20 protein-coding genes, 1 tRNA gene and 1 pseudogene are annotated in these 16,710 nt (G+C 33.3%); 9 read left to right on the top strand and 13 right to left on the bottom strand.

What is annotated here, in order from left to right:
* Nucleotides 1-238: 238 nt before the first annotated feature.
* On the bottom strand, nt 239-586 hold the full coding sequence (gene rsfS / locus C6H18_RS01770) for a ribosome silencing factor (RefSeq protein ID WP_104721400.1): 348 nt from the start codon (nt 584-586) through the stop codon (nt 239-241).
* Nucleotides 573-1,142: a nicotinate (nicotinamide) nucleotide adenylyltransferase gene (gene nadD, locus C6H18_RS01775; protein ID WP_104721401.1), complete on the bottom strand. Its 570-nt coding sequence runs from the start codon at nt 1,140-1,142 to the stop codon at nt 573-575. Before nadD ends, rsfS begins: the two co-directional genes overlap by 14 nt.
* A gap of 49 nt (nt 1,143-1,191) precedes the next feature.
* Here nadD and C6H18_RS01780 point away from each other — a divergent pair, with 49 nt between their 5' ends.
* Both C6H18_RS01780 and C6H18_RS01785 read left to right on the top strand, forming a co-directional pair.
* Entirely contained in the window at nt 1,192-1,905 is a 714-nt protein-coding gene (locus tag C6H18_RS01780; protein WP_104721402.1) for a prepilin peptidase, read from the top strand.
* A gap of 108 nt (nt 1,906-2,013) precedes the next feature.
* Complete coding sequence (locus C6H18_RS01785; RefSeq protein ID WP_104721403.1) at nt 2,014-2,298, top strand: 4Fe-4S binding protein; 285 nt, start codon at nt 2,014-2,016, stop codon at nt 2,296-2,298.
* 32 nt (nt 2,299-2,330) lie between these two features.
* On the opposite strand, the gene C6H18_RS01790 is transcribed toward C6H18_RS01785, so the two are convergent.
* The 3 genes from C6H18_RS01790 to C6H18_RS01800 form a co-directional block, all read right to left on the bottom strand.
* Nucleotides 2,331-3,509 carry a replication-associated recombination protein A gene (locus C6H18_RS01790; RefSeq protein ID WP_104721404.1) on the bottom strand — a complete coding sequence of 393 codons (1,179 nt, stop codon included), beginning with the start codon at nt 3,507-3,509 and terminating at the stop codon, nt 2,331-2,333.
* Between the two features lie 78 nt (nt 3,510-3,587).
* Nucleotides 3,588-4,223 carry an LOG family protein gene (locus C6H18_RS01795; RefSeq protein WP_104721405.1) on the bottom strand — a complete coding sequence of 212 codons (636 nt, stop codon included), beginning with the start codon at nt 4,221-4,223 and terminating at the stop codon, nt 3,588-3,590.
* Between the two features lie 4 nt (nt 4,224-4,227).
* Entirely contained in the window at nt 4,228-4,563 is a 336-nt protein-coding gene (locus C6H18_RS01800) for a c-type cytochrome (RefSeq protein WP_104721406.1), read from the bottom strand.
* Between the two features lie 67 nt (nt 4,564-4,630).
* Here C6H18_RS01800 and folD point away from each other — a divergent pair, with 67 nt between their 5' ends.
* The 6 genes and pseudogenes from folD to C6H18_RS01830 all read left to right on the top strand — a co-directional run bounded on the left by folD (nt 4,631) and on the right by C6H18_RS01830 (nt 8,326).
* Nucleotides 4,631-5,479 (top strand): bifunctional methylenetetrahydrofolate dehydrogenase/methenyltetrahydrofolate cyclohydrolase FolD, encoded by an 849-nt coding sequence (gene folD / locus C6H18_RS01805; protein WP_104721407.1) that lies wholly within the window; start codon nt 4,631-4,633, stop codon nt 5,477-5,479.
* Between the two features lie 16 nt (nt 5,480-5,495).
* A complete protein-coding gene (gene lepB, locus C6H18_RS01810) occupies nt 5,496-6,296 on the top strand; it encodes a signal peptidase I (protein WP_104721408.1) in 801 nt (266 codons plus the stop codon).
* Nucleotides 6,296-6,979 (top strand): site-2 protease family protein, encoded by a 684-nt coding sequence (locus C6H18_RS01815; RefSeq protein WP_104721409.1) that lies wholly within the window; start codon nt 6,296-6,298, stop codon nt 6,977-6,979. The genes lepB and C6H18_RS01815 overlap by 1 nt, the downstream gene beginning before the upstream one ends.
* Before the next feature lie 9 nt (nt 6,980-6,988).
* The gene (gene rpiB / locus C6H18_RS01820; protein WP_104721410.1) at nt 6,989-7,411 is read left to right on the top strand and encodes a ribose 5-phosphate isomerase B; all 423 of its coding nucleotides are present in this window, start codon (nt 6,989-6,991) and stop codon (nt 7,409-7,411) included.
* 12 nt (nt 7,412-7,423) lie between these two features.
* A complete protein-coding gene (locus C6H18_RS01825) occupies nt 7,424-7,762 on the top strand; it encodes a hypothetical protein (protein ID WP_104721411.1) in 339 nt (112 codons plus the stop codon).
* A 9-nt stretch (nt 7,763-7,771) separates the two neighbouring features.
* Nucleotides 7,772-8,326 (top strand): annotated as a pseudogene (locus tag C6H18_RS01830) (adenine phosphoribosyltransferase).
* Nucleotides 8,327-8,371: 45 nt separating this feature from the next.
* Here C6H18_RS01830 and C6H18_RS01835 read toward each other — a convergent pair.
* Nucleotides 8,372-9,280: a metal ABC transporter solute-binding protein, Zn/Mn family gene (locus tag C6H18_RS01835; RefSeq protein ID WP_233704029.1), complete on the bottom strand. Its 909-nt coding sequence runs from the start codon at nt 9,278-9,280 to the stop codon at nt 8,372-8,374.
* 69 nt (nt 9,281-9,349) lie between these two features.
* On the opposite strand from C6H18_RS01835, the gene C6H18_RS01840 reads away from it, so the two are divergent.
* Nucleotides 9,350-9,426: transfer RNA gene (locus tag C6H18_RS01840), tRNA-Arg, on the top strand.
* Between the two features lie 82 nt (nt 9,427-9,508).
* On the opposite strand, the gene C6H18_RS01845 is transcribed toward C6H18_RS01840, so the two are convergent.
* From C6H18_RS01845 to rpmE, 7 genes are read right to left on the bottom strand one after another with little or no spacing between them, the layout of a single operon-like run.
* Nucleotides 9,509-11,917: a heavy metal translocating P-type ATPase gene (locus tag C6H18_RS01845; protein WP_104721412.1), complete on the bottom strand. Its 2,409-nt coding sequence runs from the start codon at nt 11,915-11,917 to the stop codon at nt 9,509-9,511.
* A gap of 37 nt (nt 11,918-11,954) precedes the next feature.
* Entirely contained in the window at nt 11,955-13,166 is a 1,212-nt protein-coding gene (locus tag C6H18_RS01850; RefSeq protein WP_104721413.1) for an LL-diaminopimelate aminotransferase, read from the bottom strand.
* A gap of 10 nt (nt 13,167-13,176) precedes the next feature.
* Nucleotides 13,177-14,004, bottom strand: a complete 828-nt coding sequence (locus C6H18_RS01855; RefSeq protein ID WP_104721414.1) for a hypothetical protein — start codon at nt 14,002-14,004, stop codon at nt 13,177-13,179.
* A complete protein-coding gene (locus C6H18_RS01860) occupies nt 13,998-14,864 on the bottom strand; it encodes a hypothetical protein (RefSeq protein ID WP_104721415.1) in 867 nt (288 codons plus the stop codon). The genes C6H18_RS01855 and C6H18_RS01860 overlap by 7 nt, the downstream gene beginning before the upstream one ends.
* Complete coding sequence (rlmB, locus tag C6H18_RS01865; protein ID WP_324735779.1) at nt 14,848-15,567, bottom strand: 23S rRNA (guanosine(2251)-2'-O)-methyltransferase RlmB; 720 nt, start codon at nt 15,565-15,567, stop codon at nt 14,848-14,850. Before rlmB ends, C6H18_RS01860 begins: the two co-directional genes overlap by 17 nt.
* Nucleotides 15,539-16,363, bottom strand: coding sequence for a 16S rRNA (cytidine(1402)-2'-O)-methyltransferase (rsmI, locus tag C6H18_RS01870; protein ID WP_104721417.1), 825 nt, complete (start codon nt 16,361-16,363; stop codon nt 15,539-15,541). Before rsmI ends, rlmB begins: the two co-directional genes overlap by 29 nt.
* 12 nt (nt 16,364-16,375) lie before the next feature.
* A complete protein-coding gene (gene rpmE / locus C6H18_RS01875) occupies nt 16,376-16,579 on the bottom strand; it encodes a 50S ribosomal protein L31 (protein ID WP_104721418.1) in 204 nt (67 codons plus the stop codon).
* Nucleotides 16,580-16,710 lie beyond the last annotated feature (131 nt).

A 16,710-nucleotide genomic window follows, 5' to 3' on the forward strand; every position in this document is an offset into this window, starting at 1 on the left:
AATCATCTTAGCTCCTTTTAAGGGGCATAGATTTTGCCACAGGGTAGAAGCCTGTGGCAATTACCCCATAACATTATACTTGAACTTCTATAAAAAACTTGAACTTCTATAAAACTTGCACAAACTACATTAATTATTTAACTAAAAAATCTAGGATTAAAACATTATAGTAAATAGATAATCTTGAAATCATTAGAGGTATTTTTAAACTGCGGAGTAATGTTAGCAACCCAACTTATTAAACCTCATAAGGCTTTTGTATAATTTTGCTCAAAAACTCTTCTAAATTAAACTTTTTTCGCTGATTTTCTGTAAAAAGGTGAATAATAATATCCCCCAAATCTGCTACTATCCAATCAGGATTCTCTTCCTCAATATTTAAAAAAATTTCGCCTTTTTGCTTTAGCTCCTTCTTTAAAGAATCCAATAATGCCAAAGCGTGTTTATCAATAAGTGCAGTTGCAATAACGACAAAATCGACAAAATAATCACTCCCTTTAAGATTGAAAACTTCAATGTTTTCACCCTTTTTATCTTCTATAATTTGACAAATTTCTGAAACAACTCTTTCTCTATGATCTTGCAATTTCTTTCCTTTTTAAAATCTCCTCTAAAATAGCTTGTGGGACAAATTCTAAAAGCTTCAAATCACCCTTTTGCAATGCAATTTTGATTTGTGTAGAACTAATTGCTATTTCTTGCATAGGCAAAACTTTAAAATCGCCAACTATTTCATAGCCTTTGCGTGGGATTATAACAAACTCCACCTTATTTTTAAGGTTTGCATACTGATACCATTTGGGCAAAGTTTCTATGTTATCTGCACCTAAGAGCAAATAGATTTTATGGGGCTTATAAAATTTTTCAACAAATTTTATGGTTTTAAATGTTGGTGTAGATTTATTTTGCCTAATTTCAAAATCTAGCACTTCAAGCCTTGAATCTTTACCCCCTAAGAGATTATTAAGCCAGTTTAGACGCTCTATTGGGCTAAAATAAGAGCTTATTTTAAAAGGATTTAAAAAACAAGGCACTACAAAAAGCTTTTGAATGGTTAATTTTTCTAAAGCAACCCTAATAATCTCTAAATGACCTAAATGTGGTGGATCAAATGAACCACCAAAAATCGCTATATCTCCCATAAAATCTCCAAAAATTAGTGTAAAATTGTATCAAATTTTAAGGTATGCTATGGAGTTTTTGTTTGTTTTTGTTTTTGGCATTATTTTTGGCTCCTTTGCCAATGTCTTAATTTATCGTATCCCAAACAATTTAAACTTATATTTACCTTTTTCCTTCTGCCCACAATGCAAAAAAGCACTACTTTGGAGGGATAAAATCCCTCTAATCTCTTATCTTTTCTTAAATAAAAAATGTAGGTATTGCCAAAACAAGATTCCACTTTGGTATTTTTTAAGCGAATGTTTAGGTGGATTCTTCGCAGTTTTTAGCTTTTATCATTATGGTATTGGGGGGATTATCTGCTTCTTTTTGTGTTTATTATTTTATACACTTTGTGTTATTGATTGGTATTTTTTAGAGATTCCTGATATTTTAAGTTTCCTAACCTTAGGGTTTGGGATTTGCTATGGATTTTATCAAGATTTTAATACCTTTTATTCCCTTACCAATCCTTTTTTAAATGCTTTTTGCCTAATGGGCATTGCAAGCTTCTTAAGACTATTCATCGGAGGTATCTACAACAAAGAAGTTATGGGGGAAGGAGATATTATTATTTTTGGGATTCTTGGTGGCTCTTTGGGGATATTCTATGCTTTTGTAGCAATTTTCATAGCAGCGATTACAACCTTATGTATTATGCTTATTACAAAAACCTACAAAATGCCATTTGTTCCTTTTTTGTTTGTTGGCTTTTTATCTTTGTTAATCATAAAAACTCTTTAACTCCCCAAAATAAAGTTTAGGATTTGATAAAGAAATACTTTTTTAAACTTCATTTTATAGAGCTTCTTATATACTTAGGAGCATTAACTAAAAAATTAAGGAGAAATTATGTCTGTAAAAATTACTGATATTTGTATTGCCTGCGGAGCTTGTATTGATGAATGCCCTGTTGAAGCAATTGTAGATGATGATAATAACCCAAATGATGATGGTTGCTATTTTGTTTATAATGATAAATGCGTAGAATGTGTAGGGCATAATGACGAGCCAGCCTGTGCAACAGCCTGTCCAACAGAAGGCTGTATTGTATGGGATAGTATCGTAGATGCTCAACCACACAGAGATGATGTTGGAGAAGACAAGCGAACATCACATACTCCAGTAGTAGAATAATTTGGATTAGGTTCTCCTAATCTAAGCTTCCTTCAAGAATCTTCACAGGCTTTATGCCTTATTTTATCAATCCATTCTTTCAATGTTTTTTCAAACCCTTTAGGTAGCCATTTTACAAATTTTAGCTTTTTAAGCAAATATTCTTGCTCTACCCAGCCACCAAAGTTATGAGGATAAAGATAATCTTTAGAAAATTGGCAAAGAGACTTTGGAATTTCTTCATTAGGATGTGTTTTAACATAATCCATTGCCTCATTGATAGCCTCATAAGCAGTATTGGACTTAGGCGAAGCAGCAAGATAGATAACACATTGACTTAAAAGAATCCTAGCTTCTGGATAGCCAATTTTTGCTACTCCTTGCATTGTAGAAACCGCCAAATTTAAAGCATTGGGATTAGCATTGCCAATATCCTCGCTTGCTAAAATTACTAAACGTCTTGCTATAAACTCAGGATTCTCACCCTCTGTGATTAATCGTGCCAAATAATAAATAGCTGCATTTTCATCACTTCCGCGAATACTTTTTATCATTGCAGAAATCAGATTATAATGGGTATTAAGCTCACTAACACCACGATTTAAAGAGGTTGGACGAAGAGATTTTAGAGTTTCTAAAGTAAGAGGTGATTTAAGACTTAAAGCGCAATCAAGTAAATTAAGCATAGCTCTAGCATCGCCTCCACTTGTTTCTATCAAATAGGTTTGAATTTCTAACTCTAAATTATAAGGCGTTAAAATCTCCCTTAATTCCTCCCTGCTTAAAGCAAAAAATTCAAAAACAAAAGATCGGGATCTTATTGCACTACTTAGCGCAAAAAAAGGATTCTCGGTAGAAGCTCCCATAATAAGAGCCTGGTGATTCTCCATTATAGGCAATAATGCCTCTTGTTGGGATTTACTCAATCTATGCACTTCATCAATAAAAATCAAGGGTTTTTGTAAAGTATTTTGGTATTGTTTTAAAATATGACGCAAATCCTCTAATTTAAAATTCGTCGCATTAAGCGCATAAAAAGGGAGTGATAGCATATCAGCTATTAAAAGCACTGCGCTTGTCTTACCACTCCCAGCACTACCGAAGAAAAAACTATGGGGAATGCTTCCACTTTTAAGAAGCTTCATAAAAGGAGCATTCTCTCCAAAGAGGTGTTTTTGCCCAACAAATTGCTGAAAACTTTTAGGTCTTTTGTTGTATGATAAATTTTTCATCAACTTTCTTAAATAAGGAATAATATGGCACGATTTGCTCCTATTATTTTAGCACTTTTTGCGGTGTTTATGGTTTTATTAATGATGTATGGTTTCAATAACCCGATTTTTTAAAATCCTTAAAACTTCTTCAGGAGAATCCACAAGACTTACAATCTCTAATTCTTCTTTAGTAATCAATCCCTCTTTTAACATCACCCCTTCAATCCATTGTAAAAAATTCCTCCAATAATCCCTACCATACAAAATAATGGGTATTTTTTGCATCTTTTGCGTAGCTATCAATGTTAGAATCTCACTTAATTCATCTAAAGTTCCAAATCCCCCTTGCCCAACAACAATCCCTATGGAATGATGATTAAAAACAAATTTCCGACTAAAAAAACTTTCAAATATTAGAGGAATTTCAACATAAGGATTCATTGCTTGTTCATAGGGAAGCTGGATATTTAGCCCAATAGATACCACTTTAGTGGCTTTATCTTTAGATTCTACTAAACCTTTATTGGCAGCTTCCATAATCCCAGGTCCCCCTCCTGTCATAATCGAGTATCCCTCCCTCCCAAGCTTAAAGGCTAATCTTTCTATCTTTTGATAAGCTTCACTCTGTCTTTGAACCCTTGCTCCTCCAAAAATTGTTAGGATATTCTCATAAGGTTTTAAAACTTCAAAACTTTTGCATACTTCTTTATAACCATTTAATAGCTCTTGCATTGTCTTACTTTGTGGAATTTTTAGATTCTATATATTCAAAAATAGCTTGAATTTCATTTTTTGTTAAATAATATTTTGGCATAACCTTTTTACTCTCTTGCAAGGCTTTAGCAAACACTTCAAATTTTAGATGATTAATAGCAGGTCCTTGTAGGCTTATTGCTTTTTTCTTATGATAATACTCCGCAATCATCCTTCCCTCCCCTGCTTGTCCGTGGCATTCTACACAACCTATACCACGAGGGTTTTCATAAAGCATTTTGCCATATTCAATAGAGGTAATAAAACTCTCCTCTGCAAAAACAAAATTTACAAAAATTACCAAAAATAACCGATACATACAAAGCCTTAAACTATAAAAAAACTTTTTTTATTATAATATCAAAATAACTTTTCAAAGGCGATAAATGCAGATATTAGATGGAAAATCTCTTGCTTTAAAAATCGAAGAAACTATCAAAAAAGAAGTGCAACTTCTAAACCAACAACAAATCACGCCCGGATTAGCGGTTATTTTAGTAGGTGATGATCCAGCCTCACAAAGCTATGTAAATATGAAAGCAAAAGCCTGTAAGCGAACAGGAATCTACTCTACCACACACGAAATGCCCCAAAGTATTACGCAAGATTCCCTCCTACAAACCATTAGTATGCTAAACCAAAACCCAAATATTGATGGGATACTAGTCCAACTCCCTCTTCCACAACACATTGACACAACAACTATCCTAGAAGCCATTGCCCCCCATAAAGATGTCGATGGTTTTCATCCCTTTAATGTAGGAAGAATTGCAGCCAATCTTCAAGGATTCACTCCTGCTACTCCTATGGGGGTTATTACACTACTGCAAGCCTATGATATTAATCTTAAAGGCAAAAATGTAGTAATTGTGGGGACTAGTAATATCGTTGGCAAACCCTTAGGTGCATTATTTCTTAATCATAATGCAACCATTACACTTTGTCATATTCACACCAATAACCTCATAGAACATACTAAAAATGCAGATATTCTTTGCGTGGCAGTTGGCAAACCCAATCTTATCACTAAAGAAATGCTTAAAGAAGGTGCTATTGTTATTGATATTGGTATTAATCGTTTAGAAAATGGAAAAATTATAGGCGATGTAGATTTTGATAATGTCGCCCCTATTTGTAGCTTTATCACTCCTGTTCCTGGAGGTGTGGGACCTATGACAATTGCCTCTTTGTTGCAAAATACCATAAAAGCTACTAAAATTCGCGCAAACTTATAAAACTTAAGGAAATTTAATGAATCAAATATTCAATAAACTAAGCAAATTTGTAAATAGCTGGACAGGGACTATTATTATCGTCTTAGGTGTTATATTTTTTGTTGCTCAAGCTTTCATAATTCCTAGTGGAAGTATGCTAAATACAATGTTAATTGGGGATAATCTATTTGTTAAAAAATATTCTTATGGAATCCCAACGCCTACAATTCCTTGGATAGAAATGAAAGTCTTACCTGATTTTAACAATAATGGACATCTTTTTGAAGGAGAGCGTCCAAAGCGCGGAGATATTGTAATATTCCGCTATCCATTAGACCCAAAAATACATTATGTAAAGCGCAATATAGGGATTAGCGGAGATGAAATCCTTTATACTAAAGAAGGCTTATGGGTTGCCTTTGCCAACAGCAATCCTTACAATCAAGATTCTAATAAAACACTTGTTTATAAAGGCAAAACCTATCTCTATGAGCCTTATGCAAAAAAACATCCGGGCATACATTATCAAAATACTCCTTTTAATGCCTTTATCCAATTACAAAGCTATTGGCAAAGCGGACATAAAGTCGCTATGGAACCTATCACCTTAGATAATGGAGAATTAGCCTTTCATACAAAAGTTGGGGAGGATGAATTTTTTATGATGGGGGATAATCGGGATAATTCCAATGATTCAAGATTTTGGGGAGGTGTTCATTACCGCTATATTGTCGGTAAGCCGTGGTTTATCTATTTTAGCTGGGATGATGATTTTAATATCCGCTGGGAAAGAATAGGAAAATCTATCGAATCCCTAGAAGCACAAAACCTACCCTAATGTTCGAATTATCTTTATTTTATCAAATCCCTCTAATCATCACCGCTTTACTTATTGCTATTATCGGACACGAAATTATGCACGGACTGGTAGCTTATAAATATGGCGACAGCAGTGCAAAAGATTTAGGCAGACTCCAACTTAATCCTATTGTGCATATAGATTTAATTGGCTCCATCCTTGTTCCTGTGATGCTCTTTTTGCTCAATGCCCCCTTTTTGTTTGGCTGGGCTAAACCTGTCCCCGTAAGAATAGATAGAGTAATTTCTAATGGTGGGTATTTTGGAGCTTTTGGAGTCTCTATTGCCGGTGTTGCTTACAACTTCATATTAGCCCTTTTTTGCTCTTTTTGTATTTATGTTTTTAATGGAGGAATATTTAGTGGATTCTTGGATTATTTTGATAATCCCAAATTTGTTTTGGAGCTTATTGTTTTTTTCTTTTTGCAATTACTACTTTATAATGTTATTTTAGGTGTTTTTAATCTCCTCCCCCTCCCTCCTTTAGATGGTTCACAAGTATTAGCCTATTTAGGTTTAATGTTTAAAAATGATTTTTTTGCTAAACTTTTTAACAAAATTCATCCAATGGTAGGAATGATATGTTTAATGATTATTCTAAGCACACCACTTTCAATAATCTTTTCAACACCTGTGAATTGGATTATACATTGGCTACTCTAAAGGGGAAATATGAGATTTTATATCGCAAATGATCACGCAGGATTCATTCTCAAAAGTCCAATTCTTGAATTTTTACAAGCTAGAGATTACGAAGTGTTTGATTTAGGTTGCCATAACCAAGCCAAAGTAGATTATCCAGATTTTGCGCATTTACTTTGCCAAAAAGTCTTAGAAGATTCCAAAAGTTTTGGTATCTTAATTTGTGGTAGCGGAATTGGAATGAGTATTGCTGCAAATCGATTTAAGGGAATCCGAGCAGCACTTTGCTATGAACCTTATAGTGCTGCTATGAGTCGCAAACACAACGATGCTAATGTCTTATGTTTAGGGGCTAGAATGATTGGAATAGATATGGCAGAAGCAATCTTGCAAAGCTTTTGTCAAAGCCAATTTGAAGGTGGTAGGCATCTACAAAGAATAGAAAAATTGTAAGGGGGGATAAAAATGACAGGTTTTACACAATGGTTATTTTTAACAACTTTTATTCTTTTTGTTTTATTTATTGTCGTTAAAACCTTTTTTTACAAAAGTGTCGCACAAAAGGAAGAAAAAAATAGTGCCATTATGAAATTAACCCTACAAGAAGCAGAGATACTTATCCGCAAACACCAACTCCAACTTCAAAGAGCTTTAGGGAACATTGATATTTTAACCGATGAAATCACAACTTTAAGAAATGAAGTCAAAGCACTTAAGCAGAGAAACTCTCAATATAGGGTTGAAACAGAAAAATATAAAAGCAGAATCAAAGATTTAGAGCAAAAAATAGAAGCTCTACTATAAGGAGAATATATGCAATTAACAACAACGCAACAGAAATTCTTACTGCAAACTATCCGCCCTATCAAGGATTTCCCACAACCCGGAATTGTTTTTCGTGATATAACAACACTTCTTAGTAATAAAGAAGCCTTTAATCTACTCATCAATCATCTAAAAAACTATTACCAATCTTATGAAATTGACTATATTGCAGGGATTGAAAGTCGTGGATTTATTTTTGGCACTCCTTTAGCCTATGCTCTCAATGTTGGCTTTATCCCCATTAGAAAAAAGGGCAAACTTCCCTACACAACAATATCTGAAAAATATTCTTTAGAATATGGCTTTAGCGAAATTGAAATCCATATTGATGCTTTCAAAAATGAGAATTAAAACCATACGCCAAAAGTTTTGCTCATCGATGATTTACTTGCCACTGGAGGAACTGCCTATGCAGCTGCTAATCTCATTAAAAAGGCAGGGGCTAATTGTATAGAATGTTGTTTTATTATTCATCTTAAAGACTTAGAAGGAGAAAAGAAACTCCAAAGACTCTGCCCTATTTATAATGTTCTAAGCCTATAACTATAAACTAAGATTCTAAACTCTCTTGAAGAGAGTTTAGATAAACTACTTATAGAGTTTCTTTAAGTTTTTAGCAAAATCCAAAAGATTTTTATCCCACGGTGTTTGTAAAGGCGAAAAATAGCCTAATTTTGCTCCGCTTTCTTTTGCGATAAATTCTGCTGCTTTTATAGAGAATTCAGGTTGTGCGAAAATAATTTTTAAATCTTCTTGTTTAACTACCTCAACCACTTCCATCATATCTTTAATTTTAGGTGTTTTACCCTCAACCTCAATAGAAACCTCTTCTAATCCATAATCTCTAGCAAAATAACCCAACATTGGATGAAAAACAACAAATTTTTGATTTTTAGGCAAAGTAGCTAAAGTCTCCTTTATCTCTTTGTCAAGATTATCAATATCCCGAATAAGTGCCTGATAATTAGACTGGTAATCCCCTTTAGGATTCATTGCTTTTAAACCTTTATAGATATTTTCTGCAATAATTTTTGCATTAAGGGGAGACAACCAAATATGCGGATCACCACTTTCGTGAGAATGATGAGAATATTCTTCATCGTGATTGTGAGAAGCTTCTTCGTTATGGTGAGCGTCTTCCTCATCATCGTGTTTGCCAAAATGCTCTTTATCTCCAAAATTTATAACTTCTATCCCTGCATTACTAGGATAGATTTTCATACTCTTATTTTGATTGGTAAAACGTTTAAGCCATAATTCTTCAAACTCTATCCCTATAGGAAAATAAGCTTGAGCTTTATTAACACTTTTAACATCTGAAAATTTTGGCTCAAAATCGTGCGGATTAATTCCGGGTTTCACTAAAGCTATAACCTCATATTCCTCCTTAGCGATTTTTTCTATAAATTCCTTTTGCATAGGAATACTTACAGCAATAATAGGCTTAGCCACTACCATACTTGCAAGCATTAATAAAAATATCAAAATCTTTCCCACAATTAGTCCTTTTGTTAAAATTTTATGGATTATTAAAATAATCCTAGCTATTATTATAACATAATTTTTGCGTTCATAGCTCAACTGGATAGAGCATCAGACTTCGGATCTGAGGGTTGGGGGTTCGAATCCCTCTGAGCGTACCATAGACTTTATTAAGCCACTATTATAAGATTATCACCATTTATAGCAATTCACTCTCTAATAATAAATCTTTATTTATAATATTTATTGCTTAAGTCGCATACTATTTAGCACTACCACTAATGAGCTAAGGGACATAGATAAAGCAGCAACGAGAGGTATCACAAATCCAAACATTGCTAAAGGAATCGTTAAAGCATTATAAATTAATGAAATCCATAAATTTTGCTTAATAAAGGCATAAGTCTTACTCCCTAAACAAAAAGCCTCTTTTACTCCCTCTACCTTATCATCTAAAATAACAATATCACTCACACTAATAGCTAAATCAATTCCTCCACCCATAGCAATGCCAATATCACTTTTCCCTAAAGCAATAGAATCATTAATCCCATCGCCCACCATTACAACAATTTTTCCCTCCTTGTGGAGTCTATCAACAAAATTTGCTTTATCAATTGGGCTTTGCTTTGCGTAATATTCTTTAATCCCTAAGGCTTCTGAAACTTTCCTACATACACCTTCATTATCTCCGCTTAAAAGCACTAGAGCAATACCCATTTTTCGAAGTTTTTCTAAAGCAGAAAAAGCATCTTCTTTAATGCAGTCCTCTAAGGCATAAAACCCCAAAAAGACCTGATTTTTAGCAAAACAAAAAATACTCCTATCACTTTGACTTTGATAGATTTCTTTAGGTATTACAACACCTCTTTCCTCCAAAAGTTCAAAATTCCCTCCTAAATAAATATCTTCTCCTATCTTTGCAATCATTCCTCTAGCATTAACTTGCTCTAAACTATCAAATACATAAGAAAAATCACTAGGTGGTAATATCTTTAAAACTGCTTGAGAAATAGGGTGTGAGCTTTGCTCTAAAATCTGCGCTAAAATATTTAACTCCTCCTGTGTTGCATTACTTTTAACTTTAACAACCTCTAAATTCCCTTGCGTTAGAGTTCCTGTTTTATCCAAAATCAATGTATCTACCTTAGCGATAGTCTCTAAAAATCGTGCTTCTTTAAAAAGTATCTTTTTCTCAATAGCCCTCCCCAAACCAACCAAACAAGCAATAGGAGTAGCAAGTGCTAAAGCACAAGGACAAGCAATAATAATCACAGAAATAGCTATCATTAAGGATTTATCAAAACTTGCTTCTAAATAATAAAACCAACTTAAAAAAGTGATAAATCCTAAAAAAAGCATCACCAAAGAAAAAAAACGGGCAATTTTATTAGCCTGTTCTTGGATTTGAGGGCGAAAGTTTAAAGATTCTTCAACCATATTCACAATAGAAGTCATTAAAGAATCTTTAAACTCCTTAGAGACTTGATAACGCAAAGGAGTATTTAAAACCAAAGAGCCAGATATTATCTTATCTTGATATTTCTTTTGTATAGGCAAAGATTCTCCATTTAATGCACTCTCATCACATAAAGCCTCTAAAGAAAGTAAGTTCCCATCCAAAGCAATGCGCTCACCCGGCTTTGCCTCTATAATCTCCCCAATTTTTATATCATAGACAGAAACTTCCTCTTTGTTATTTCCGCGCAAAACATTCACACTAAGAGGGATTTGCGCATTGATTCTATCCAAGCTATCAACGGCACTTTTCTTCCCTCTAACTTCTAAAAACTTTCCTATCAACACAAAAGTAACAATCATAACAACGGATTCAAAATAAGTCTCCCCACCCTTAAAACTCGCATAAATAGAATAAAGATAAGCTAAAGTTGCCCCACTTATAACAAGTAAATCCATATTAGGAGTTTTGTGTTTTAATGCAAAATAAGCCCCCCTCCAAAAAATCCAACCACTAAAAAAAAGCACCGGCGTGGAGAGTGCAAAACCTGCAATATTTAAGATATTACGCATTTGCAAGGAAATACCACTAAAATATCCAGCATATTGAGCAACAGCAATCCACATAATATTCATCATACAAAAAATTCCAACACTTAATCGTATATAATAATCCCTTTTTTGCTTTTGTGCATATTGTTCTTGCAATCTAGCATCATAAATATGCGCATCATAACCAATAGACCTAATAGCAGCAATAATTTCTGAAATTTTTATAGATTTTAAATCAAATAATAAAGTCGCTTTGTGGGTGGTATAATTAATAGAAACCTTAATAATGCCTTTTTGCCTAGAGAGTATTTTTTCATTAAGCCAAATACAAGCAATACAATGTATCTTCTCTAAAATTAAAGAAATCTCATATAAAGAATCCCTTTTAACTACATATTTATCAAAAAAAGATTGCGTATCAAAAACTTCTAAATTTTGTTCCACATTCTCAAAAGAGCGCAAAGTATTATTTCCAAGCTTATTATAAAAACCTTCCAATCCCTGCGAATATAAAAGCCTATATACTCCCTCACAACCCTTACAGCAAAAATACTTCCTCTCGCCATTAATAGTAGAAACAAAGAGAGCTTTTTCTTCAAATTCTAGTTGGCAATGATTGCATTTTTTTTTATCTTTTATCATAGAATAAAGATCATATCCACAAGTCTAATCTTGGAGCCTAATCTTGAAATTGCTTTAAAAATTTCTTCAAATTCCTCGCAGCTTGACGAATTCTATTTTCATTTTCAATAAGCGCAATACGAACATAATGATCTCCGTGATTACCAAATCCAATCCCGGGGCTAACAGCGATTTTGGCTTCTTGCAAAAGCCTTGTAGAAAACTCCATACTCCCTAAATGTTTCACACATTGGGGAATCTCTGCCCAAATAAACATACTTGCCTTTGGCATTCTCATCTTCCAACCAACTGCTCCAAAACTCTCTATTAATACTTCCATACGCCTTTGATACTTCCTAGCAATCTCTTGCACACATTCTTGACTACCATTTAAAGCCACCGTAGAAGCAATCTGAATAGGCGTATAAATCCCATAATCTAACCAACTTTTAATTTTTTGCAAAGCCCCAATTAGCTTGGTATTCCCCACCATACAACCCACTCTCCAACCTGCCATATTATAGCTCTTAGAAAGTGTATATCCCTCTACTGCAACATCTAAAGCACCCTCTACTTCAAAAATTGAGGGAGCTACATAACCATTAAAACTTAAATCCGCATAGGCAATATCATTAATGATATAAAAATGTTCTTTTTTAGCTAAAGCCACAAGTCTTTCATAAAAGCTTTTATAAACTACTATGGTGGTAGGATTATGAGGAAAATTCGTTACAACAAACTTCGGTTTTGGCATAGTATTGTGTAAGGCTTCTTCTAAAGATTTAAAATACTCCTCCTCTAAAAGCTCATAATCTTCATTCCATTTTAAGCCAAAAGTCGCAACATTCGCCCCTGCTAAAATAAAGGCATAGTAATGGATAGGATAAGCAGGTTCTGCAACAATGGCTGTATCTCCGGGATTTGTAATAGCCTGCACCAAATGCACATAACCTTCTTTAGAACCCATTGAAACACAAACTTGACTTTCTGCATCAAGCTCTATGCCATATTTACGCTTATAAGTATCCGCAATTGCTAATCGTAATTTATAAATCCCCTTACTAGCAGAGTAGCCGTGATTTTTTGGTTTTTTTGTAGCTTCGCAAAGTTTATCAATAATAAAATCTGGGGTAGCACCATCTGGATTCCCCATACTAAAATCAATCACATCTTCACCAGATTGCCGCATTTTTAACTTAATTTCATTAATGGCTGCAAAAACATACTTAGGAAGCCTTTTAATACGATCAAATTCTATTTCATCAAACATTTCTCACCCTTTAATTTAATTCTACAACCAAACCATTTTTTATTGTAAGCGGTAGATAAATATCACTTATCTTGATAAAAGCTGTATCTTTAGGAATTTTAATTTTTATTTCTTGCACCGCTTTAACTTCTTGGGAAAATATCTCTAAAACCCTTAAACTAGAATCAAAAAAAACAATTTTAGGATACCATAAAATACCATTACTAGAAGCAATCCCTAAGGTATTAGCTTGAGACACTCTATACCAATATTCCCCCGATAAATTAGCCTGCTCTCTTTTCTCATTAGGATTTAGCAAAACCGCCTTTGGATATTGAAACTTCTCTTCTTTAATTTCATAAACCCATTGACCAAGACTCTGTTTTTCAATCTTTAAAGCCATATAACCATACTCTCTCAAACGTTCTTGCAACAAAACAGGATCAATAGCATATTCTGTATCCATAGAAAGAATAAACTTATAAGACTTATCATCAAGCGCACTCTGCTTAACAAGAAAATAGTAATATCCCATTGTGCCTAAAATATCATACAAAGCACTAGTAAAAGCCATAGGATTCCCAGCGATTTCAAAAGATATTTCAAGCTCCATAGGAGATGCAAATACCAATTTTAACAACCCATTTTGTTTTAAAACTTGAGAGATCTTATACACATTAGGATTCCCATCCCCATCCATAAATTCTGATTGATTTTTAAAAAGTCTTTGGATAAATTTCTGATTAATTTTATAATCTTGCACTCCAAGCAAGGCAATAATATGATAATCCACACTCTTAGGATTAGCAAAAAGAATTCCAACACCTAATAATAGGGTTAAAACAATCTTTACTACCACCCCATACCCCCATTGTATTGTCTGTATTGTGTATTATTAATTTCGCTAAAATTTCCCTCATCATCAACATAAAACCGCATCTTATCTGCTAAATTATATTGTAAAACCTCCTGATTATTATCAACCTCTAGCATTCCATGCCCAGTGATAATAGTTTGTGGTCTTGTTGTATCAATTTCTAAGGTTTTATCTGTCATTAAAGACATTTTTTGTTTAGTATCTAAATAAATAATCCCTACCCATATATTAGAGAGGGGTTTAATTTCTACTTTTTTAGGAGTTATAGCCTCCTCATTAGATTGCATTTCCTCATCAAGAAAAGCAGAAGTGGATAATTCCTCTCCCTTTACTTCTAAAGAATCTTGTGAATAATAAGTAGAGGAAGAGGTATCAGGTTGCGTATTATTTTCATTCAAAGTTACCGAATCTACCGATGTTATATTTTCTTCACTATTACCTAATAAGGCATTTTCAAACTTTACTTCTTGAGAGAAAATGAAATTAGAATAAATATAAAATCCAACACCTACAATAAGCAAAATAAAGCCTATAATAAACCAGACTTTCATTGAGCTATTTGGCGCAACAGCCTCGTGCGTTATTTTGACATTAATAGCTCTTGTTAATTCCTCTTCTTGATAAACTCCACTTGCCCAAAATTCATTATAATCCTGAACCCATTTTTGTAATTGGATATTATACTCTCTCTCTAAAATTTTAATAAGCCCTATAGTCGTTGCCCTATCTTTTAAATTTTCAAAATTTAAATTTAAAATATCCTCTATCTTGTTTAACGCCATATGCGTATTTTTAGCAATTTCCCTAGCACCAATTTGTCTTAATTTATCCAATTCTTCCATTTATAATCCTATCTATTAAAATCGCACCCGCTGTGCTTACATTTAAAGAATCAAATTCCCTCTTCATAGAGATTGTTAAAATACAATCCATTTTATCAATAATCCTCTTAGAAAGTCCTTGATTCTCACTCCCTAAAAACAAAGCCTTTTTATGAGATACACTCATAACTTTTTTACTGCCTTGCATATCTGCCCCATAGAGAGTAAAACCTGCCTGTTTTAGTTCATTAGCGACATCTAAGGGATTATATACTACACAAAAAGGCATCTCTAAAAATGCCCCTGCACTTGCTCTTAATACCCCCTCTTGTTTAAAACTCTTAATACCACAAATCACGATACAATCTACACCTAAAGCATAAGATGTTCTAACAATAGACCCAAGATTCCCAACATCACTAATCCCACACAAAACAACAATAAAATTCATTTCTTTCACAGAAACAAAATCTACGAACTCCAAAGGAGTAATGTCTAATAAATACCCTTGATGATTCCCTCCTTTAGCCAAAGCTTGTGCCTTTTTAGCATCTAATTTAAAAATAGGCTTATTAAGGCTTTTTAATAAGCAAAAAAAACTTTTATCCACCTCTTTAGCTAAATAAATACTTTGGACACTATGGGGAGATTTTGATACGATTAATCTTACAACTTGTTTCCCATAAACTATCATACTACAACGCTTCTTTGCATAATTCCTCATAAATTTCTTTAATACTTTTATTGGTTATTCTTGCTAGAATCTTTGCCTTAACTTTGGGAGGAATATCTAAGGAATAAACCTCTTCTTGCGTTAAATATTTAACTTCCTCACTGATATTTGGCTTAATAACCATTACCCACTCACCCTTAATAGACTTTGTGCAGAAACTTTTATAAATCTCTTGTATCTCACCATAAAAAATATCTTGATATTTTTTGCTAAGTTCCTTGCCTAAAAATACCTCTAAATGCGGATTTATTGTAGATAAAATCTCTAAGCTCTCTAAAAGCCTATGAGGGGATTCATAAAGCACAAGAGGATAAGGGCTTTTTAATGCTTTATAAAAAAATTCAATTTTCTCTCTTTTTTTATGCGGAGGAAATCCCAAAAAACTAAACTCCCTTTGCACCAATCCACTAAAAGCAACGCCCAAGGTTAAAGCACTCACACCACCTAAAACATCATAAGGAATAGAATTTTGTTGTAAAAATCTCACAAGTTCCACACCCGGATCACTAATACAAGGCATTCCAGCATCACACAAAAAGGCAATATTTTGGTTAAAAAAATCCAAAGGAGTATTGTTTAAAAATTCTAATTGATTATGGCTATGGAAAGAAAAATATTGATACTCTAAAACTTCTTTTAAAAGATTGCGTTCCCTTAAAAGCGAAATAAGTTTTTTAGTAACTCTTGTATCCTCACATAATAGAACTTTGCAAGATTGCAAAGCTTTTAGAGTGCGTAAGGTGATATCTTCTAAATTCCCTATTGGGGTTGAGATAAAAGTTACCATAGCCAATAAGGTTTATTTAAGATTATATCTTTGCTTAAATTTCTCCACTCTTCCAGCAGTATCTACAACTTTATCAGAACCTGTATAAAAAGGATGGCAAAAAGAAGAAATATCAATTCTTAACTCACTCTTGGTGCTCATCACTTCAATTTCTTTTCCACTTGTAACACAAGTAACTTTGCAAGGGACATATTCTGGATGAATTCCTTTTTTCATAATAAACTAACCTTCTCTTAAAATTTTAAAATAAGCCCTTATTCTACTTAAAAAATCATTACAGAACTTTTAAATTTTATTCTTTTATAGCCTTATTCTTGCTAGAATCCCCATTTAAACTTAAGATTGGA

The organism is Helicobacter mesocricetorum (assembly GCF_900198605.1).
GTDB lineage: Bacteria > Campylobacterota > Campylobacteria > Campylobacterales > Helicobacteraceae > Helicobacter_D > Helicobacter_D mesocricetorum.